Origin of the sequence: Enterococcus sp. DIV2379 (assembly GCF_050542965.1) — a bacterium.
Lineage (GTDB): Bacteria > Bacillota > Bacilli > Lactobacillales > Enterococcaceae > Enterococcus_D > Enterococcus_D entomosocium.
This window is the reverse complement of the sequence record NZ_CP172938.1, coordinates 3,413,847-3,433,755: the sequence shown is the minus strand read 5'-3', so window position 1 is coordinate 3,433,755 and position 19,909 is coordinate 3,413,847. Positions and strand designations below refer to the sequence as shown.

At 34.9% G+C, this 19,909-nt stretch carries 20 protein-coding genes; 17 read left to right on the top strand and 3 right to left on the bottom strand.

Annotated features, from left to right (window positions below; genetic code table 11):
- Nucleotides 1-32: 32 nt before the first annotated feature.
- The 5 genes from IGI92_RS15805 (at nt 33) to IGI92_RS15785 (ending at nt 1,973) form a co-directional block, all read left to right on the top strand.
- Nucleotides 33-362, top strand: a complete 330-nt coding sequence (locus tag IGI92_RS15805; protein ID WP_005233105.1) for a hypothetical protein — start codon at nt 33-35, stop codon at nt 360-362.
- A gap of 93 nt (nt 363-455) precedes the next feature.
- Nucleotides 456-635 (top strand): hypothetical protein, encoded by a 180-nt coding sequence (locus IGI92_RS15800; RefSeq protein WP_301405427.1) that lies wholly within the window; start codon nt 456-458, stop codon nt 633-635.
- Nucleotides 636-748: 113 nt separating this feature from the next.
- The gene (locus tag IGI92_RS15795) at nt 749-1,411 is read left to right on the top strand and encodes a DUF2786 domain-containing protein (RefSeq protein WP_154694672.1); all 663 of its coding nucleotides are present in this window, start codon (nt 749-751) and stop codon (nt 1,409-1,411) included.
- A 27-nt stretch (nt 1,412-1,438) separates the two neighbouring features.
- Nucleotides 1,439-1,684, top strand: coding sequence for a hypothetical protein (locus tag IGI92_RS15790; protein ID WP_096742288.1), 246 nt, complete (start codon nt 1,439-1,441; stop codon nt 1,682-1,684).
- A complete protein-coding gene (locus IGI92_RS15785) occupies nt 1,641-1,973 on the top strand; it encodes a hypothetical protein (protein ID WP_226818121.1) in 333 nt (110 codons plus the stop codon). The genes IGI92_RS15790 and IGI92_RS15785 overlap by 44 nt, the downstream gene beginning before the upstream one ends.
- Nucleotides 1,974-2,869: 896 nt before the next feature.
- On the opposite strand, the gene IGI92_RS15780 is transcribed toward IGI92_RS15785, so the two are convergent.
- The 3 genes from IGI92_RS15780 to IGI92_RS15770 form a co-directional block, all read right to left on the bottom strand.
- Nucleotides 2,870-3,412, bottom strand: a complete 543-nt coding sequence (locus tag IGI92_RS15780) for a hypothetical protein (RefSeq protein ID WP_430607413.1) — start codon at nt 3,410-3,412, stop codon at nt 2,870-2,872.
- Complete coding sequence (locus IGI92_RS15775) at nt 3,405-4,466, bottom strand: DUF262 domain-containing protein (protein ID WP_430607412.1); 1,062 nt, start codon at nt 4,464-4,466, stop codon at nt 3,405-3,407. Before IGI92_RS15775 ends, IGI92_RS15780 begins: the two co-directional genes overlap by 8 nt.
- Nucleotides 4,467-4,920: 454 nt before the next feature.
- A complete protein-coding gene (locus IGI92_RS15770; RefSeq protein ID WP_430607411.1) occupies nt 4,921-5,538 on the bottom strand; it encodes a hypothetical protein in 618 nt (205 codons plus the stop codon).
- A 457-nt stretch (nt 5,539-5,995) separates the two neighbouring features.
- Here IGI92_RS15770 and IGI92_RS15765 point away from each other — a divergent pair, with 457 nt between their 5' ends.
- The 12 genes from IGI92_RS15765 to IGI92_RS15710 all read left to right on the top strand — a co-directional run bounded on the left by IGI92_RS15765 (nt 5,996) and on the right by IGI92_RS15710 (nt 19,894).
- Entirely contained in the window at nt 5,996-6,592 is a 597-nt protein-coding gene (locus tag IGI92_RS15765; protein ID WP_430607409.1) for a tyrosine-type recombinase/integrase, read from the top strand.
- Nucleotides 6,593-6,752: 160 nt separating this feature from the next.
- Nucleotides 6,753-7,883, top strand: coding sequence for a putative phage abortive infection protein (locus IGI92_RS15760; protein ID WP_430607407.1), 1,131 nt, complete (start codon nt 6,753-6,755; stop codon nt 7,881-7,883).
- Nucleotides 7,884-8,490: 607 nt separating this feature from the next.
- Complete coding sequence (locus IGI92_RS15755) at nt 8,491-8,919, top strand: hypothetical protein (RefSeq protein ID WP_430607405.1); 429 nt, start codon at nt 8,491-8,493, stop codon at nt 8,917-8,919.
- 129 nt (nt 8,920-9,048) lie between these two features.
- The gene (locus IGI92_RS15750) at nt 9,049-10,017 is read left to right on the top strand and encodes an ABC transporter permease (RefSeq protein ID WP_429968874.1); all 969 of its coding nucleotides are present in this window, start codon (nt 9,049-9,051) and stop codon (nt 10,015-10,017) included.
- A complete protein-coding gene (locus tag IGI92_RS15745) occupies nt 10,007-11,269 on the top strand; it encodes a hypothetical protein (protein WP_430607403.1) in 1,263 nt (420 codons plus the stop codon). Before IGI92_RS15750 ends, IGI92_RS15745 begins: the two co-directional genes overlap by 11 nt.
- The gene (locus tag IGI92_RS15740) at nt 11,262-11,945 is read left to right on the top strand and encodes an ABC transporter ATP-binding protein (RefSeq protein ID WP_081119388.1); all 684 of its coding nucleotides are present in this window, start codon (nt 11,262-11,264) and stop codon (nt 11,943-11,945) included. The genes IGI92_RS15745 and IGI92_RS15740 overlap by 8 nt, the downstream gene beginning before the upstream one ends.
- Before the next feature lie 756 nt (nt 11,946-12,701).
- Nucleotides 12,702-13,085, top strand: a complete 384-nt coding sequence (locus IGI92_RS15735; protein WP_430607401.1) for an LPXTG cell wall anchor domain-containing protein — start codon at nt 12,702-12,704, stop codon at nt 13,083-13,085.
- Nucleotides 13,082-13,867 (top strand): WxL domain-containing protein, encoded by a 786-nt coding sequence (locus tag IGI92_RS15730; protein ID WP_430607400.1) that lies wholly within the window; start codon nt 13,082-13,084, stop codon nt 13,865-13,867. The genes IGI92_RS15735 and IGI92_RS15730 overlap by 4 nt, the downstream gene beginning before the upstream one ends.
- A gap of 69 nt (nt 13,868-13,936) precedes the next feature.
- Nucleotides 13,937-14,995: a DUF916 and DUF3324 domain-containing protein gene (locus tag IGI92_RS15725; RefSeq protein ID WP_430607397.1), complete on the top strand. Its 1,059-nt coding sequence runs from the start codon at nt 13,937-13,939 to the stop codon at nt 14,993-14,995.
- A 4-nt stretch (nt 14,996-14,999) separates the two neighbouring features.
- Complete coding sequence (locus IGI92_RS15720; protein WP_430607395.1) at nt 15,000-17,990, top strand: WxL domain-containing protein; 2,991 nt, start codon at nt 15,000-15,002, stop codon at nt 17,988-17,990.
- Between the two features lie 113 nt (nt 17,991-18,103).
- Nucleotides 18,104-19,462 (top strand): peptidoglycan DD-metalloendopeptidase family protein, encoded by a 1,359-nt coding sequence (locus tag IGI92_RS15715; RefSeq protein WP_430607393.1) that lies wholly within the window; start codon nt 18,104-18,106, stop codon nt 19,460-19,462.
- A gap of 21 nt (nt 19,463-19,483) precedes the next feature.
- A complete protein-coding gene (locus tag IGI92_RS15710) occupies nt 19,484-19,894 on the top strand; it encodes a DUF7006 family protein (protein ID WP_016621968.1) in 411 nt (136 codons plus the stop codon).
- Nucleotides 19,895-19,909 lie beyond the last annotated feature (15 nt).

Genomic DNA, 19,909 nt, shown 5'->3' with positions numbered 1-19,909 from the left:
TTTGTAACTCCTTATCTTTAGGAGGAAAAACTATGAACGCCGTTTTAAATAAGAAAAAATGTATTGTGACATTTGATCACTATGAAGATAATAACAATGTAGCGATTCAACTGGTTAAGAAAAGAAGAGGTCAGTCTGAAGAAGAGCTGCTTGCTACGGCTACGGTGAACACGAGTGTCGGAATCAAACAAGATTTCGTCGCAATCAAAGGGTGGTCTGAAAATACGGGCATTGAAGATGTACTGATAGAAGCTGGTGTCATTTGTGAGGAAGCTGTAGGGGCAATTCCTTGTGGCATGGCTGTTGCAAAAGTCTTTCCCCTTACAGAAGAAGCAAAGGAAGTCATGAAAAACAATCAGTAGAAAAGAGTCCGTTCAAAGCTGCGGCGAGTGTGGTTACACGCTCGCTGCGTCTTTGATTAAATCTTTGATCGTTTCAATGAAGGAGAGCGAGTTATGACCATTGCAAAAGGAAACACACGTCTTCCTGTAACGCTTAATGAAAAGAGGAAGCAGGGACTGAAGCACTTGAACACCAAGTACAAGAAAAGTGAATCGAAATTAATGTGTATCGCTTTAGATATGTTGCTTGAGCAAGAAAAAGCGGGATTTGAAATTCCTGCGCTCAGAAAGTGACCGCACTTTATTTTCTATTTCATTGAAGTGCTATCACTTTTACTCATTACTTTTATCAGTGAAACCGTTATCCAATACGTGGTAAACTAAAATCAGACAAAAGGTGAGATCCAATGGATGAAAAAGCCAAAAAGAAAATCGTAAAATTATTAGCTCTTGCAAATGATGCCAATGACGAAGAGTCGATGTCAGCCTTGGCAAAAGCACAAGAGTTGATGCTTCAGCATAATATCGATGAATCAGACGTTTTTCATTATAAGCAAGAACAAAAGTCAGAAGCAGTGATCAATACGGTGATTTATGAAGGCCGGCCACAAAAATGGCTTTACCGATTAGCGAGGATCATTGCTAAAAATTTTCGTGTCCGGTATTACTATGTGTCCGGAAAACCGATTGAACTTCACTTTGTTGGGATCGTGTCCGATGTACAAATTGCTCAAATCACGTTTGAGTATGCTCGTGGTAGTGCCAGCTACTGTGCAAGGCAGTTTCTTCAGTTGCCTGATATCAGACGAAAATACAAACGGAAATGGCAGTTAAAACAAGACTATTTGGAAGGATACTTGAAAGGTTTGTCGCAAACATTTCGAAAACAAGTGCTGACAAACGGCTATGAATTGGCTTTGCAAGTACCTGAAGTGGTTCAGGCTGAAGTCGAAAAAATTGGACTGGTACCTGGGAAAGATACCTCTCACACCGTGAGGGATCGGGAAGCATTTTACTCCGGTTATGCAGAAGGTGTCCGTTTTAAGGATAAGGATCGATTAGGTGCTTAATCGTATGTTGAAAGGGGACTTATAAAGATGGCTGAAGAAAGACAATGTTACGGTGGGCAATGGAAAGTACCAATAACGCCCTACAATCGACGCTTATACTGGCCGCCTAGCTGGATCAAATGTGATTGCGGTGAGTTAGCAAAACAAGTTCGTGTCAGGAAAGGCGACTTTTTTTATCTTAATGGTCAATATTTATGTAAAGCGTGTCAACGGGAGTATCGGAAGGTCGATGGAAGAGATCACTTTATCCTGGTTAAACCAAATGAAGAATGATGTAGGTGGTAAACTAATTTCTCTTGAAGATAGAAGAGAAAAGGCTTGGACAGTGATCGTTTTCAACCATTTTTCTAAGGAACTGATGGGCTTTTTAAGCAACGCTGCGACGGTTGAGAATTTGCAATTTACGCAAAGAAAAGAAGAGTTAGGTATTTTTAAGGAGAACGAAGCAAAGGCAATCCTTGATTCCATACATGCGTTAAAAAATGAAGAGGATGTGAATTGTTCTTCTGACGGCAGTAGTAATGATTTTGTTAAAGAAAAGAAAATGAAATATTTTGATTAAAAAGAGTGTCCAGAAAATGCTAGTTTCTGGACACTCTTTTTAGATACTATAATTTATATGTATCACTCTATTTTTGTGTTCATAGACTCGTAACTAAATCATTGTTCAATTGAAATTTAGATTTATGAGTATTAGGACAAATCTTGGATGTGGTCAGAAACTTAAAAGTTTTTGATCCTTTTTATTTTCCCATTTAATTAGATCAGTAGGATATTTACTTCGAATGTAACAAAGAATACGCCACTGTCCCAATTGTTAGTTTTAGTATGCAATTTACTCTCAGTGGCCGTGAAAGTTGATAAAACAAGTCACCTTCTTTTATTTTTCGGTCGTTATTCTAAATTTTCGCTTCGGCATGCAAATTTTGAATTTTTATTTTACGGGAATTCTTGTACTCTAAGAGAAGCAAGAAGGACCTCTTAGGTTTTGTTATCTTGTTCACTTATAAGTCTTAAAAACCTCTTCGTTTTTAGGGAGACCGTAAAAAAAGACATCCAATCTTATCGAATGTCTTGCAAAAGTTTTTAAATTAGGTTTTCTATTTTAGAGAATACATAAAAAATGTTTTATGAATTCAACATAAGTCCAATCAGCTGAATTCCGATTACTCTCTACGTCAAAAATTGCCTCTTGATATTTGCCTGAATATGACTGTTCAATTAGTCTAAATTTTATTATCATCTTTATTACCTCTCAAAATAAGACTTATATTCCTACTAATCAGGTTAGCAAGTAGAAAAAACATTCCTTAATGCTATGTTGCTCTAATAGATTTTAAGAGAAAAGACAAATAAAATACTTTACAAATTATTAAGAGATCTCAGAATCAATATGAGATCTCTTTTAAACAATAATAATAGCGTATTTATATTTGGCTACTTTAAAAATTTAACTGCCTAATCATAATCTATCAGCTCTGAATATTTTAAAACCATGTAAACAAATTTGGTGTATATGCTATCCGATTCTCCTCTTTTTTTTGATTTTAAAAAATCATTAGGTTCCATAAAACCTGAATAAGTATTTAAAGTTTTATTTAAATACTTACGTTTAGATTCTTCACTTTCATGTGCAATATAGTTTCTTAGTAATTTCATTTCTTCAAAAAATTGAGAATCTTCACTACTAAAAAAAACAGAAATGTTATTGCTGTTTGTAAATATTTGATCTACCAATTCTTTTGTCTTGGCTCCCGTATCTAGATATTTAAGTCCGGTAACCTTTTTAAAATGATCTCTATCAGAAAATTCTATTCTCAGTTTAACTTTAGACTCATTTACAGCAGCTTTAGTAGCATAATCAAATATAACATCAGTGATAAAATTTTCAAATTTCACAAATATTTTAAAAAATGCTATTTCTAAAAAACCTGTGTCTGCTGCTACTTTAGTCTGCCATTTGTTTATTTCATTAATTATCTCAGTTCTTTTTTTACTCATCTTCGTCGTCAAGCCTTCCATGATAAATATAATTGGCAAGCATATTAATTCTTCTGGTTCTTCCTGATTCTGAAGTTGTTCTTACACTATGCAATTCCACGAATTCGCTAACAAATGGATCCTTTGGATTGCTAATAATTAAAGATTCTAATTCACCTAGTTTCAAATTTAAATGATCATGATCATAATAGCCATCATTATATGATCTTTCAAAACTTAATATCTTATATTCATCTTCTATAAGAAAAGAAAATAGTGTAAATATATAATTCGGTTTATTAAAAGTTTGTGTGTAATAAGTACTATTTGAAAATAGTATATCTATTTGTTCTAGTGCATAATTGAATTTATTTTCTATTTCTTCGGTATTTTCTAAAGTTTCATAATTTTCATAAAACTTATCTAATGCATTAGGTGTATCAGTTTTAACACCTTCGATTACTACTCTTAACAATCTTGATAAAAACTCTACATCATACATTCTAATAATATCTTTTTCTTTAACAATATAGTGTTCTTTGAGTGTAGGTCTCCATTTACTTGATAAATTATATGCAAGAACTTTCAAATCTCCCCAGTATTTTGCATTTCTCAGTTCTTGTTTATTTAAAACAATGCTATTTGTATTGACCCTCATAAACATATCATATATTACATTATCATCAGGAGATTTTATTAATTCTACTGGTATTTGATAATCCAGGAATTCAAGCTTTTCATCTTCTTCTAAATTATAATAGTACTTGCCGCCAAATTTTTTATTGTGCTTTTTCATAATAGGAAATTCATTTTTATAAAAACCTATAATTGCTCTAAGCCTTTGTTGGCCATCAATAACCTCTCTAGTTGTCATACTTAGCTGGGTATCAATTTTTTGTCGAACAAATACTTGCGGTATTGGTAACCCTCTTATAATCGTATCAATTAGATATGATTTTGCTTGATCATTCCATACCGCTTTTCTTTGATATTTAGGAGATATGAATAGCTCCTGGTTTCTATCCCATTGTAAAAAATCATTGATACTATAGACTTTTGTTTCTTTTAATCCCATAAAATTACTCCTTAATAACATATTTACTTCATTATAAACTATCACATAATATATTATATGATTATCTTTAAAATTAGTTGAAAGTTTTTTATCATTGGATTGTTGTTGGTTAATATTGAACAAGTATAGATGATAATAATATTTTATCAATGCATTTTATGGTCAAGGTGAGGTACAAGAGAGACAAAAACTTAAAAGTTTGTGATCACTTTTTGATTTCTCATTTTATAGCTCTTTCAGCAGCTCAATTAATCAGTTGAGAAAGCAATTCATTCAGAAGGCATCAAAGTAGACCTTACTGTAATCTTCTTTGACTGTCGTTTTCAACCTATTTTAGGGGTCAAATATATTGTTCAAATTTAGATTTTGAGTAATAGAATCTGGATGATTAAATTATTAAAAAGAATGTTCAGAAAAAGGACTCATTTCTGGACACCTTATCTCATTATATAAATTAAGCAGACTTTATATTTTTGAGTTTGAAATAATCTTTTTCCGATATTATAATATTTTTCAAATCTCTAATTAAATATGACGTTAAGTTAATGATTAAAATTGTAGAAATAGCTGTTATAAAGAAAAATTTAATTTTCAGAAGATCGCCGCTTGTAATTTTAAGTATATAGTTAACAATGAATTCACGTCCTGTAAACGTGTATTCAAATGTTCTTAGTAATACAACGATTTGCATGATTGCAATAACAGCACTAAATAATATGGATATTCCTCTAAAAATATTCACTCTACATTTATTGCTGTTAATCTTATAAAGCTTACTAATAAACTTTTCACTTTTCATTGAAAAGTCTCCTACGCTCATATCTAAATAATTTAATAATAATATTGTATATACCGTTTTTTTATTTTTAATAAAATTAAGAATAGTTAAAATTAAAGAAATAATATTTAGTATTAAAAAGGGGAAAAAAAAAGACTTTTCTATTAAAATAGATATAATGCCAAAGAGAATATATAGAATACTTAGGCAATATACATATAATAAATCGGTCTTTTTTAAATTATTAAATGATTCAACCCTATCATTGCTTATCTTATTAAAAAATCTGTTCATTCTTATTCCTCCTAGTATTTTTACAATTACAATTAATTATATACCAAATAAAATAATAAATAAAATAAACTCATGAAGATATTGAATAGTTATTATTATAAAAAAATATATTTTATTTACAGATATTGACTTAACCAGGTATAGGAAGTTTAAATATTTTATGGTATTTTTGAACTAAACAAACTTAAAGATTTTTTCACTTGAAGTAAAGCAAAGTACTTTTTTTATTTCTTCAGTATATAATTTATATTAGATGCTTTTTCTAATACAATTTATATACTAGATCCGGTTCGAAAGAGACACAAGCAGGTTGTGTCTCATTGGTGAAACAGGCGCTATCCATTGTGGCTCTATGAGAAATGCACATTTCTTTTTGAGCCTTTTTCTTTCACTCGTTTTAAATAAGACATATTGCATATTATAATGATGTTAAGTCTTATTAGAAGGAAGAGAGAAAATGAAGACAGTTGAACCTATTCAAGACAAAAAAATCGATGCCATGAAAGCAATTTTGGCTTCCGGAAAATATGGCCAACAAAATTTAGTTCTTTTTTCAATCGGGATCAATACGGCGTATCGAATTTCTGATTTGCGTCAATTAAAACTGGCCGATGTGTTAGAAATTACTCGTGGCCGTGTAGTGGTCAAAGATCGACTATCAATGAAGGAACAAAAAACGGCGAAACACAATTCGGTGTACATTTCCAATAAATTGCGAAAAACGATTTTAGAATATGTGCAGCAGGAATTCTCAGAGCAGCTCCTTCAGCAGGAATTTGATCACTACTTGTTCCCAAGTCGCAAAGGAACAAACGAACCGCTCAATCGCCAAAGCCTTTGGCGAATCATACATGATGCTGGTACCACAATCGGATTAAAAGATATTGGAGCACATTCGATGCGAAAAACATTTGGCTACTTTCTCTACAAGCAAGGAACCAAAACAGAAATCATTCAATCTCTGCTTAACCATTCCTCGCAGCGTGAAACGTTACGGTATATTGGAATTACGCAAGAAGACAAAGATACAGCAGTAAAAAGGTTAGATTTATAAGTGGCTTGGTCGAAATAAAATTGAAAGGAGAGATGGTACGGAAGCGGATAAAAAAGGTTTTTATGAACAATATAAAAAGGAAATATGGATAGTAGGTATAGCAGTCGTTGGTTTAATTCTTATCCCTTTATTCGTTCAATGGTTGATAAATGGGGATACAATGCATAAAGGATGGGATGATGGGTGGCTAGGTTTTTGGGGAGGATATCTTGGTGCTATTATCGGGGTTGTTGGCGCTTTAATGGCTATTCAACCTCAACTATCCTATGAGAAAAAGCGTTTTAAAAAGGAAAGTACTTCTAGGGATAAAGAGCTAGAAGAAGAGAAAAAGGCTCGAAAATCGGAACAAGTAGATAATACCTTCTTTAATCTGTTGAATCTCTTTATTTCTCAACAAAATTCTCTGATTTTAGAGAAAAATCCTAATCGAGATCTATTTGAAGACATGTTGGAAAAAATAAAAGAAAATTCTAAGGTTGCTTATAGGGAACAAGGACTATGCTACTTTTATAAGAATAAATCAGATTTACTATTTCTACTGGATAAAGCATTGAAAGCTTCAGAAACATATGTAGATACCAAGATGCCCATCTTAAAAGAAGTTGAGCGTGAATCATTAGAAACTATGTCAGAATTGGATTGGGCGGTTACGACACCTAAAAATTATGGTAGTCTGGATTTCAAAGATGTATATTTTGAGTCAATTCGAATAAAAAATATTCGAAATCTAAAAGAAGATATTGAAAATGAGGAATTCTTTGAATTAAACTCAAGTTCAAGTGAACTAATTGGAGTTGATAAACTACTAAATAATTTAAATTTTGTCATACATAGGAACAAACTAATAGAGCCGGAAGATAAAAATTCAGTTATGCAAATATACCATCTTCTCGAGGGATACACTGAAGTAAAACAAAATGTTGAACTTGAAGAAGAAAGAAAAAAAGATGTAGTTGAAAAAGCTCAAGCGTCATATCACAAACAAGTCGGATCCTATTTCAGAATATTTCACAGAATAATAAAGTATTTAAATGAGAATGTGAATGATAGAGAAATCAAGAAAAATTATATCGGTTTTCTACGAGCAAACATGAACGAAAATCAAATGGCCATGTTATTCTATAATATTAATTATACTGCGCGAGGAGCGGGCGCTATAGACGAACTCAAAAGGACTGGATTCTTTGGTGAAAAAGGTGAGCTCAACGATATGGAAAGTGCTCACTTCTTTAGTCCTGAGACGTTAGTTTGGGGAAAGTATGACTTGAAAAAAATGCAGGAATTTTGCTAGTAGTTTGAAGAAAGAATATGAGCATGTTGAGTTTTTTAGTATCTGTTTCTTGTGCTATACTTATATCTACAGAATTTAACATTCCAAAAAACTATAAGTTGAAACAAGTGAGGAAGAATAAAGCATTTAGAGAGTTTGAGAACATTACTGTCTCGATATCCCAAGGAGAGGTAATCGTTACACCGAACACCCCCCATATTCAAAAATAAGGAAAGCAATGATTACATATTTCCTTTTTAGGAACCAAATTTGTAACACTTTTATTCCTTCTGCTGCAAACGGAAGGGATTTTTCTTTTTTAGAAAATTGTTTGTCTTGTTTACAAATACGGCAGATAAAAAAATAGAAACCCTGGAAACATTTTTTGCTCAAGATACAATATTTTCAGCGGTTAGACATATCATAAAGTTAAGCATTGAAAGAAACTATAGGATTTAGCTGAATTTATATATAATGATATTATTAAACCGAATCGTTTCATAAATAATATGAATTATAAATTTATTGAATGAATTTATTTAGATTCTATTATTGATTTTTAATCTTATCGTATGATATTGTTTTATTATGAAATAATGAATAAAATATAATGTGCAAGGAGGAAATAATGGAAATGATTAGTGTTGCTAAAAAAAGTATCAAAGAATTATTTTTAGTTGGTGTTGTATCATTAGGTATTTTTACGTATCAACCCAATTCCGCTGTAGCGTCAGAAGCTACGTCTGAGTTTTCTGGTGGCTGGATAGAAGGAGAAGGGGAGTTTGGAAACAAACCAACAAATGCAAACTCTTTAGTTTCAGCAAGAGCAAAAGATTTCTATCATAAGAGTGGTAACAAGAATGTTACTACCCGACAAAAAACTGGATGGGCTGAAACTTACTGGCGTAATGTTTACCACTATTCTCGTGTGCAGCTAAAAGCCCCTATACTTAAAGATGTACGTGTAGATTCAGGAAGAAAATACGGGCAAGCTTATTCATATGCTGAAGCAACAGGGGTTCGAGATCTAGTAACGTATACTTACTGGGGAAGCTGATTGCTGAAAAAATCTAATGTTCGAATTAGGATACCCAACTCTTGAAGTTGGGTATATTTATTTAGGCCGATTAATTCAATAAGCGTCAAAGATTATGCTAACATTAGGAAAGAGAAAAGAGGGGATTTTTTGAAAAGAACACTTTTTTTCGTAACAAATCTAATTTTTCTGATTGCAACACTCATAAATGCTTTTTCCTTTTTTTATTTTTATTATCAAAGTAATTTAGATTTTGTTTCCAATAATTTTACGTCTAAAGAGTCAGTACGTCTTATTGTTAATAATAATCTAGCTTCCGAAACATGGGGAAATTTGCTAGGTGATCAAAAGAAAATGCTTGTTGTGAAAAATTTAGAAAGCAATTTTTACTATAAAGCAATTTATACTAACTACGACTGGTATCTGCCACTTTCTGAGGGGAGAAACTTTGTTAAAGAAGATTTCTATGATGGGAAGAATAGAGCGATTGTTGGAAAAGAATTGGCTTCTAAAAATAAAAACAATGTAAATATTGAAGGGAAAAATTACGAAATCATTGGCGTATTAGACGGAGCATATTCAAAAAATTTAAACAAAACGGCTTTAATTAACATTGATTCATTGGAGGGAACTCAAACTCAAGGGGTTTATCAAATTAACTCAAATGAATCAGCGATGGAAAAAGTAAAAAAACATTTGATCAATGATATATCCGCCATTACGTATTCCGATGATACCAAAATATATAATGCGAAAAATACAGAAAGCAATAATAATTTGTTGCGCTATTCTTTTCAAATACTCTGCTTGTTAGGGGTAGGAATTTGTATATTTTTCTATCTTAGTTTATCTCAATCTACAAATTATTTGAAAAAAATTATAGGGATATCTAGAAATACGGTTCTTATAGAAGAGATAAAACAGTTATTAGCTGTATGGTTGGTTGAGAGTGTTCTAGTTTTAACTATTCTATATTTTCCGTTTAAAAAATATATTTATGATTCGATACATTCATTTACAACTAATTATATATCTTCTCAGTTTCTTATCATATGTAGTGCAGCAACCCTATTTATTCTTCTTTTCTTGAGAAATTGGAGGAAGCTTGATGAAATTTAATAATTATCTGTCCGAGATTTTTGAATCTGTTAAACGAAAAAAATATTTGTTATTTTTCTACAGTTTGTTTTTGTTGTTTTCATTTCTAACGCTTTCAGTTTCAAATGTTATGTCTCAAGAAAATAGTAATGAAGAGAAAAGGATCTCCACAGGAGATACTAAAACGTTCAAGTTAGTGGACACTCTAATTGGAGAAGACGAAGAGAACTTTTTAAAAAATCTTCAGAGTGTAAATTACCTCTCGTCCCTGTATAACGAATTATTGGAAAGTAAAATAGGAGAATACCAAGTGATTGGAAGCCAAGGTATAAACTATTTGGAGGAAAACAATTTGGATACTCAGTTTATTGATAGCTATGAACATATTGTTAATGTTATTGATAATATGAGTAGTGATGAAATTCCATATAAATCACTGCAAATAAACAATAAGGTGCTTCAACGTTTTAAACTTAGGTTATCACAAGGAAATTTGTTCTCACAAGAAGATTATCAATACAATGACAATAAAATTTCGGTGATATTAGGAGACAATTATTCAGAATACTTTTCTGTTGGAGACAAAATTCAAATTTCTTATTTATTTAAGAATTTCGAAGCTAAAGTAATCGGTTTTGTTGAAAAAGGGGAAAGAATTGTTTTTAATGAGTATGATGATTATGTATTAGATGATCGTATTATTCTTCCTTTCATCGAAAAGGCTCCCCAACAACTAAATAAAGAAGATTTTTCATTTTTTCAAAAACATTTTTTAAACGGAATTAATGGATACTATCAGGTACCTGATTCTTTATCGCAAGAACAATTGTATAAATTCGTAAATGAACTTTCTCAGCCTTACCAAGTTGGTACAATTGATTTGATAGGAGAATCAGGATTTCATCTATCTTCTATTCTATATACAATCACCAAAAACAATAGGTTACTAAAACTAGTTGCTTATTTTTCAATTGTTGTATTAATAGCGGTAACGATAGTATTTTCTTACTTAGAAATGTTTCGTGATAAAAAGGTTTACCATTTACATTTGTTTTTAGGTGCTACAAAAAAAGAAATTCGCCAGTACTTCCTTGGAGAAAAAATATTACTTTTATCAAGTGTTGTAATTATAAGTGTGATTATAACCAATTACTTAGGGGTAGTTACCAGTAGTTTTCTGATATCATTACTATGCCTGGCGTTATTACTATTTTTACTATTTTATCTCTCAGTAACCATAATTCTTAAGAAATGGAGAATTACAAATGATTAGTATTCAAAACGTTGCACTTCAAATAAAAGATGGTAGGAATAAAAAAGAACTTTTTGAAAATCTTAACTTAACTTTAAATGAAGGCCAAAAAGTCGCAATCATGGGAAAAAGCGGCAGTGGCAAAACAACATTGTTAAAACTAATTGCAGGATTGATCAAAGTAGAAACAGGAGCTATCATTTTTGATGGAAAGAATTTAAGCAATATGAGCGCGAATGAGCGAAGCTTCAATCGTTTGAGGAATATTGGTTTTATATTTCAAGATAATCCGATGATTGAAAGTAAGAATGTTTTTGAAAATATTGCTTTACCACTAAAATATTTAGGTGTGGAAAAAAAAAATGTAGAGAAAAAAGTTCATGTTATGTCAAAGCGCTTAGATATTTCACACTTACTATCTGAGAACCCTAGCTATTTATCTGGTGGTGAAAAACAAAGAGTAGGAATTGCTCGAGCACTGATTACTGATCCAAAACTTATTTTGGCAGATGAACCAACTGGTTCACTAGACTCAGAGACAGAATTAATGGTATTAGATATTTTTCAAAGAATTGAATGGAATAATACGAGCTTTGTAATGGTGACACATGATGCTTCCGTAGCAAATATTTGCGATGAGCTATACATGTTAAAAGATAGAAAACTAGAGAATTTTCAAGACTTTAGAAATATCTAAAATAATTTTGAATTCTACTATCAGCCGTAGCAAGAGATATTACCAGCGAATTTTGAAATTGATTTAATTCATAATGGAAGGGGTCAGAAACTTTTAAGTTTTTGATCCTTTTTTGATTCCTCATTTCATAGCTCTTTCAGCAGCTCAATTAATTAGGTCAGAAAGTATCTCCATTTAAAGGACATCAGAGTATACCCTGTTGGTCTATCTGCCGATTGAAATATACAAACCGTTTTTGGCGACCAGATAAATTGAGCAAATTAGATATAAAAATAGAATGTGTATGATGGAATTGTTAAAAAGAGTGTTCAGAAAATGACTAATTTCTAAACATGATGCAATGCAGCAAACAGCACGAGTCCGATGATATGAAAAGAATGTCATACTATCAGAAACAACTATATGACTTAAAATTTCAGTAGATACACCTAAACACACCTATTGATCCAAGACGCTCAAATTACTTATTTGAGTGTCTTTTTTTTCGTAAAGTGAAAGAGAATTTCAAAATATGTAGGGATCACGACATATCTTGATTTAACACTTTTTCCTGAACTTGTTATAGTTTGATTTGTCGAGAGACAATAATCGTTTTCTTAAAAACCGTCGTTTTTGAGAATATACAAAAAAGACACCCAAAAATTATTGAATGTCCTATAAAGTCTATTAAATTAGGTTTTATCAAAATGCTGGTGAAATAAAATACTCTTATCTAGAAAACGACGAAATTTGAGACAAACATTCAGGAGGAGGGAAATGAGGAAGCGTATAAAACTCGGGTTCTTGTTACCATTGGTAGCTTTATTCTTATGTATTCTATCCCCCATAGATGCACAAGGAAAAGAAGTCCAAGAGATAGAAACAGAAGGTTCTGTCCAGTTTACTGGCATTTATGAACCAATTGGAAAGCCAGAACCCACGCCGCCCGATGGCAGTGAAAAACCACCGAGTGGCGGCGTAAACAGGCCTGATGGGTCTTTGCCGAAAACCAACATGATTGGTGAAACTTACCTTTATTGGATAGGAATCGGCATATTGTTCTTTGTGATCCTCTTATGGAAACGAAGAAAACAGAAAGAAAGCAACACTGAGGGACAATTTAAAACCAAAAACAAACAGAAAGTAGGAATTATTACATGAAATTGATCCGTTTAGCAACAGTCGCAGCATTAACAACAACTATCTTAGCAGGAGGCGTAGCGAGTGCATTTGCTCAGGAAACTCGTCAGGTAGGTAGTACTGGTCAAATCGAATTTACACCAAGTGATAACGAAGAGTTAGAAGTTCTGCCACCAGAAGAAGGACCAGATGTTGAAATCCAACCCGAGGTACCGGGAACAACAGGACCGTTGTCAATCGTGAAAGTTGCTCACATGGACTTTGGTTCACAAGTAATCTCTAACCAAGACCAAACGTATAACATGGTGGCAGAAATGCAACCACTAAGAGAAACCGGGGAATTGGTTCCTTACGTCAGCTTCGCCCAAGTACAAGATGTCCGTGGGAACAACGCTGGATGGGATCTACAAGTAAGTATGTCTGAATTTACTTCAAACACACAAAACAACGTTTTGACTGGAGCAGAAATCGAATTCGTGGATTCACGTATCCAATACGAAGGAATTAATCAAGACAATGCACCAGGTAACCACGCTGCTGGCTTAGTATTAAGCCCGAATAATGCTGGGGTATCTGTAATGACAGCTGAAACAGGCCAAGGTGCCGGTGCGTCTTCTGTTGTTTGGGGCGATCAAGAAGATTTAAATGCACAATTTGCAGATGAAGAAATTGAAGTTGTTGAGAATGACATGATCCGTTTATCTGTTCCAGGATCAACAGCCAAAGATGCGACCACTTATACATCAACATTGAACTGGGAGTTGACCACAACACCAGGCGCGAATGCTGGTGAAGCAATCTAAACATAGAAAACAATCAATGGATTACAGCCCAATTCTACTTATTGGGCTGTTTTTAGAAAGGATCAACAAGTGAAAAAATCAATTTTGAGCAAGAACAATCGTGTTGCAGCGTTCTTCCTAGTACTTATAAGCTTACTCTTATCTTTTCCAATGAATGGATTCGCAGAAGAGGGTACCTTAAATTTTTATGTCACTCCTGAATTTCCGGAGAGCCAAGTTGAAGGATCGGGCAGCTATTTTGATTTAAATATAGCGCCAGGTGCGACTGAAACATTAACGTTAACCTTACAAAATGCGATCGATGAGCCAGTCAAAGTAGCGATCACGCCCCATACCGCCTATACAAATGTCAATGGCGTCGTGGAATATGGCAAAGATGCCGAAGAAGTAGATCCTTCTCTTGTTCATTCACTAGATGAACTGATTGAAGTGCCGGAAACGATCGAATTAGCGAGCAATGAAACTAGAACAGTCAGTTTGACATTAAAGATGCCTGAAGAATCCTTTGAAGGATTTTTAGCTGGCGGCTTACGCTTGTCAGAAGTGAAAGAAGAAGCTGAGGAAGAGACAAGTGAAGAAGAAGGACTTGCGATCAAGAATGAGTTCTCTTATGTTGTCGGGGTTATTGTAAGCAATTCTCGGGATACGGTTCAACCAGATCTTGCCTTATTGGATGTCTTTCCTGACCAGCTGAACTATCGAAATGTGATCAGTGCGACGTTACAGAACTTTACTTCGACCTTCGTGAATCGTTTGGAAGTAGAAGCAAGTGTAAAACGTAAAGGTGAGGATGAAGTGCTTTATGAAGCCAGCAAAGAGCAAATGCAAATGGCTCCGAATTCTCATTTCAATTTTCCAATTTCATTAAATGGTGATCGTTTTAGAAGTGGTGACTATGTGTTGCATTTGACTGCTCGTTCTGGTGAAGAGGAGTGGAGCTGGACGGAAGAATTCACGATCAAAGCTGATGAAGCTCGTTCACTAAACCGAGAAGACGTAACGATTGATTCTAGCCCGAATTGGCTGCTTATTAGTGGTGCAATATTTGTTGTCTGCCTATTAGCAGTGATTGCTTACCTGATCCTGCAAAACAAAAAGAATAAAGCGAGTCTAGGCAAAAAGGAGTGATACTTTGAAAGGAAAGCTACAAAAAAGTTGGGTGCTAAGCAGTATTGTTTTATTGGGGCTAACAACAACGTTGCCCTCGGTCAATATGGTGCTTGCGGAGACGGTCAATGAAACACAAAACACAGAAACACAAGACGTGACTTTGCCTTATGACAATTTGTTAGAGGCACCAACGAGTGAGTCCTCTGACACTCACCAAGAACCCACTGTAGGAGAGCAACCGACATTCTCTCTTGAAAAGGAACAAATGGTTGGGACGATTGGAGAGACAACGGAAGTTGTGATTCTGGTGGATCGCCCAACGAAGCAAGTACAAGTCACGATCCCGCAAGAGATCACCATTCAGAGAGAAGAACTGTCAGAAGGACTTGAAGTTACGCAAATGACCGAAGAGGAATGGTCATTTACGGCAGAAGAAAGTACGGAGTTCAGGATCCCTGTAACTTCTGAGACCGTTGGAGTGTTCACAATTAGGACTGAAAATAATATTGATGGCACAATAGATTTTTTAGAAGAATCAACTAGTGAGCGTAATAGAGGAAAAACTGAAAGTAATTTAGATGATTCAGATCAAATGAAACGATCTCAGGACCTGGAAGAAAATAATTATGAGTTTGATGAAGATGCAGAAGTTGGCATTCAAAACGTGAGTAATTGGGTAGAATTTATTCAAGCAATAGCAGATGTTTCAATTACAACAATCAATATTACATCAGATTTTGAGACCCCAGATAACCCACGACAAAATTTGACGAGTATTACCGGTGGAGCAACTACAAATGTCACTGCAACTGAGCGATTTGTTTATATGAATGTTAGAAATATTTCGCGTACACTTGTTGTCGAAGGAAATGGACACGAGATAGACTTCCGATCAATAACATTATGTTTTTATGATTTAACGGCAACGACAGCAAACCCATGGAATATCACGCTCAAAGATTTAACAATCTATCATGGTAATTGGTATGGACCGTTAACATTTAATGATTTAGTGGCGACTAATCAGAATGCAAGTGCTATTACCTATCACAACATCACAAATTGTGGAAATCAATTAATCCATTCACCAAGAAGTAGTGTAAGAATTTCTGGAAAGACTAGCAGCAAACAGATGAGAGAATATACTTCTTCTTTTCGAACCTGGCGAATCAACGCAACAGATCAGACAAATATCTATGCTTCAAACTTAACGATTTTAGAGGATTCTGAAGTAGAATTAGAGACAATCAGTGCAGGAAATTTGGATTTAGGAGAGGTACAGACAACAAACAATCAGTTTAAAATGGTGAAAAACACTACCCTTCTAGCAACATCAAATGGTAGTGGAGGAGAAGCTGAGGGAATTCCACTTTTAGTTCGTAGGGGAAGTGTTGAAATTGCAGAAGGAGCTAGCGCTACACTAATACCTCAATCTTCACGATCTGCAATTTCTTTGAGAACCTCTAATGCAATGTTAAAAATAAGTGAGAATGCTTCCTTATCTATTGATTCTCGTGGAACAAAAGCCAACGCTAATGGTTCAATTTATAATGTTATCTGGATGGCTGCAGGCACAAGCCTTATTGTTGAAAATAGTGGAGAATTGAATATTCAAGCAACAAATATGGCTTCTTCTCCTTCGAATATCATTCATGTAGCGGGAAACGCTCAGTTTTCAGTTGGGAAAGATGCTGTTCTAGATATAAAAAGCGATAGTACTTCCATTAATCAGAATCTTATCTATTTTGCCTCAGCGGGTTCCAGATTTACGTTTTCTGATGCAAAAAGAGTCAATCTAGAACGCACTAGTGCAATATCCGGAACTTCGATGGACAATGGATTAGTACGAATAGAAGGCAGTACAGGCTTGCTAGATGTTGATGTTCAATCAGTCAAGCAGTGGAATAGAGGTAATTTTGAAGAGCAGCCTACTTTTTCGTGGACCCCTATTTTTAATTTAAATCTTCGTTTTACAACATTTACACCAAGAATTATGAATGTTTCTTCCATTAAACAAGAGATAGTTGAGACTTTTTCTGCAAACTTTACCACTCGTAATGTACAGCGAGTTTTATTTGAAAGAATACCAGATGTCGAAGTTACCATCAATCCGCTCACCGGAGACCCGAGTCAAATAAACTCGTATCGAATTACGGGAACGGCAACACCGAAGAGTTTAGTACGTTTTTCTGGGGACCCAGCAATTCCTGAAGGAACGTCAGATTCTCCTAATACTTCGGATGATAAAGCATTTCATGTGATGGCAGACGAAAATGGAACATATCAATATGATTTACCAGATGGAGTTAGGTTTACGAGTGGCAATGAAGTTATCGCTTATGCATTTCTAGATGGTAAAACAGATACTGCTTCGACAATTGTTGGAGAATATACTCCAACAATTCCAGTTCCACCGATTGATCCACTTGAACCAGAATTTGAAGTTTCCCCTGAGAATAAACCTGAAATCCCAGAAGATCAGGGGCTTTTGAGTATTGATTTTGTTTCCCAGTTTAATTTTGGTAATCAGTCAATTTCTGCTATGGATAAAACTTATTACGCACAACCTCAACGTCTCTTGAATGAAGAGGGCGAGGTTATTGCAGGTGAAAAACGTCCTAACTATGTTCAAATTAGTGATCGACGTTCGGATGCAAATAGAGTTGGCTGGGAGATATCTGTTATCCAAAATACTCAGTTTACAAATGATGATGGGGATGTATTAGCAGGTGCTCAGCTTCGATTTATGAATCAGCAACTAGCAACAGCTCAAGGAGGTTCTGATCCTTCAATTCGAACGCCTGAAGAAGTAATTTTGATACCAGAACAGAAGCAAATTTTACTTACAGCGGATGAAGAGACAGGAACCGGTACTTGGATTTATCGATTTGGGGATAAAGAGAGTTCGGATAAAAGTGTAGCACTAGACGTCCCCCATTCATCCACACCAACAGCTAGTGTTTACCAGACAAAATTAATTTGGGAATTGAGTAGTGTTCCAGAAAATAAGTAAGTCTAACAAATGTTTCAGTTTAAAAGAAAAGTAGTGCTAGATTGAATGACCAACTATCTCGTGTTTCTAGCATTACTTTCCTTTTTAGTAATTAATATGTAAGGAGGATTTTTTTGAAACAATCAAAAAAATGGTTTGCCCTCGTACTGGTTTGTAGTCAATTTTTGACCACATTGCCTGCTTCAGCGGCTGTAGTGACCAATAGTGAAGAGTCGGAAGAACAAGCGCAAATGGCACCTGATGATCAGGAAACACAACCTGAAGAAGGACCTGAAGACCTGCCTTTAGAAGAGGTGAATCCACCGATTGAAGAGGAACCTGTTCTACCAGAAGTTCCTGAAGAAGCGCCAGAGGATTCTACACCAGCGCCGAAACCAGAAGAACCTACACCGGTGGAGCCGCCAAAAGAAGAAGTGAAACCAGCACCAACTCCTCAATCGAATCAATCAACGAACCAGGAATCAACACCGGAGACCGTGCAGCCAGCACCTATTGAAAATCACCGTCCGGCCTTACCAGAGCTAACAAAGAGCACGCCAGCTGAAGTCAATCAATCGGCGGCTATTGAAATCACTCCTGTGAAAGAAACGTGGGAGTTCATTAAAGAAATTGGTGAAGAGGCACGGAAAATCGGTTTAGAGGAAGACCTTTACGGATCGGTTATGATCGCCCAAGCGATTCTTGAATCCGCCAGCGGCCAAAGTGAGCTAAGCCAAGTCCCGTACCATAACCTCTTTGGGATCAAAGGAACATATGAAGGAAAGGGTGTTACCTTCAAAACGCAAGAAGATGATGGATCAGGGAATCTGTATACGATCGATGCAACGTTCCGACAATACGAAGATTACGAAGCCAGCTTCAATGATTATGCAAAGTTGTTGAAAGAAGGCTTCACGTATAATAGTGACTTTTACAAAGGCACCTGGAAGTCAGAAACAGAAACCTATGAAGATGTAACAGAATTTTTAACGGGACGGTATGCGACGGACACGCAATATGGCGAAAAGTTGAATGCCCTAATTGAAGCCTACGCATTGACTAGCTATGACAAAGAAAAAGCAGCATTGCCAGAAGGCACTGACGAAATGATCCACCCGGTCATGAATCCCGTTGTTTCTTCTACTTTTGGTCCACGAGGAGACGGGTTTCACCGCGGCGTTGATTTTGCGGCACCCCTAGGGACACCAATTCTCGCAAGTCTTGCAGGAACTGTGATTCGTTCTGAATACCATAATTCCTGGGGGAATTATGTGGCGATCGAACATGAAAATGGACTAACCACACTTTATGCGCATAATAATCAAAACCTGGTCACTGTTGGTCAAACAGTGGCTCAAGGAGAAATCATTGCGTCGATGGGGAGTACTGGAAACAGCACCGGTCCCCATTTGCATTTTGAAGTGAGTTTGTCTCCGAGCTTGGCTCAAGGCCAGTTGATTGATCCAATGCGTGTTTTACCAAGTAATGAATAAACGAAGAAAAGAGGTGAGAGCATGTTAGCAGAATCTATTCATAACCCTGAAGAGTATTTGGCTTATTCCAAGCAATTGCTAGAAGGATCAGGGTTCCTAAATAGTTACCCCAAAATATGTGCTTATTATGAGGAACTTTGTACACAATTTGAGACCGTATATCACAATCACCAACAAAATCCTTTCTTGCAGTGGGGGAAATTATTGAGCATTGATGCCCAAATACAAATCTTGATGGAATTAGCAGAAATTACCCAAAAAGATATTATCAGCGACTTTGGGATGACAGAGGAAGAGATTATCCGAATGACTCGTCAAGATAAAGATTCCTTTTATCGAGAAATTACTGGTGGGAATTTACATCAAAAACCAAAATGGGGCTTGATCTATTTGGGTGAAGAATATGAAAAAGGATCCTTACACAATGTGTAGTGATCCTTTTTTGCT

What these genes read in the sequence shown, in the direction of transcription:
- IGI92_RS15805 (WP_005233105.1), top strand. Translation starts at nt 33, where the DNA reads ATGAACGCCGTTTTAAATAAGAAAAAATGTATTGTGACATTTGATCAC.
- IGI92_RS15800 (WP_301405427.1), top strand. Translation starts at nt 456, where the DNA reads ATGACCATTGCAAAAGGAAACACACGTCTTCCTGTAACGCTTAATGAA.
- IGI92_RS15795 (WP_154694672.1), top strand. Translation starts at nt 749, where the DNA reads ATGGATGAAAAAGCCAAAAAGAAAATCGTAAAATTATTAGCTCTTGCA.
- IGI92_RS15790 (WP_096742288.1), top strand. Translation starts at nt 1,439, where the DNA reads ATGGCTGAAGAAAGACAATGTTACGGTGGGCAATGGAAAGTACCAATA.
- IGI92_RS15785 (WP_226818121.1), top strand. Translation starts at nt 1,641, where the DNA reads ATGGAAGAGATCACTTTATCCTGGTTAAACCAAATGAAGAATGATGTA.
- IGI92_RS15780 (WP_430607413.1), bottom strand. Translation starts at nt 3,412, where the DNA reads ATGAGTAAAAAAAGAACTGAGATAATTAATGAAATAAACAAATGGCAG.
- IGI92_RS15775 (WP_430607412.1), bottom strand. Translation starts at nt 4,466, where the DNA reads ATGGGATTAAAAGAAACAAAAGTCTATAGTATCAATGATTTTTTACAA.
- IGI92_RS15770 (WP_430607411.1), bottom strand. Translation starts at nt 5,538, where the DNA reads ATGAACAGATTTTTTAATAAGATAAGCAATGATAGGGTTGAATCATTT.
- IGI92_RS15765 (WP_430607409.1), top strand. Translation starts at nt 5,996, where the DNA reads ATGAAGACAGTTGAACCTATTCAAGACAAAAAAATCGATGCCATGAAA.
- IGI92_RS15760 (WP_430607407.1), top strand. Translation starts at nt 6,753, where the DNA reads ATGCATAAAGGATGGGATGATGGGTGGCTAGGTTTTTGGGGAGGATAT.
- IGI92_RS15755 (WP_430607405.1), top strand. Translation starts at nt 8,491, where the DNA reads ATGGAAATGATTAGTGTTGCTAAAAAAAGTATCAAAGAATTATTTTTA.
- IGI92_RS15745 (WP_430607403.1), top strand. Translation starts at nt 10,007, where the DNA reads ATGAAATTTAATAATTATCTGTCCGAGATTTTTGAATCTGTTAAACGA.
- IGI92_RS15740 (WP_081119388.1), top strand. Translation starts at nt 11,262, where the DNA reads ATGATTAGTATTCAAAACGTTGCACTTCAAATAAAAGATGGTAGGAAT.
- IGI92_RS15735 (WP_430607401.1), top strand. Translation starts at nt 12,702, where the DNA reads ATGAGGAAGCGTATAAAACTCGGGTTCTTGTTACCATTGGTAGCTTTA.
- IGI92_RS15730 (WP_430607400.1), top strand. Translation starts at nt 13,082, where the DNA reads ATGAAATTGATCCGTTTAGCAACAGTCGCAGCATTAACAACAACTATC.
- IGI92_RS15710 (WP_016621968.1), top strand. Translation starts at nt 19,484, where the DNA reads ATGTTAGCAGAATCTATTCATAACCCTGAAGAGTATTTGGCTTATTCC.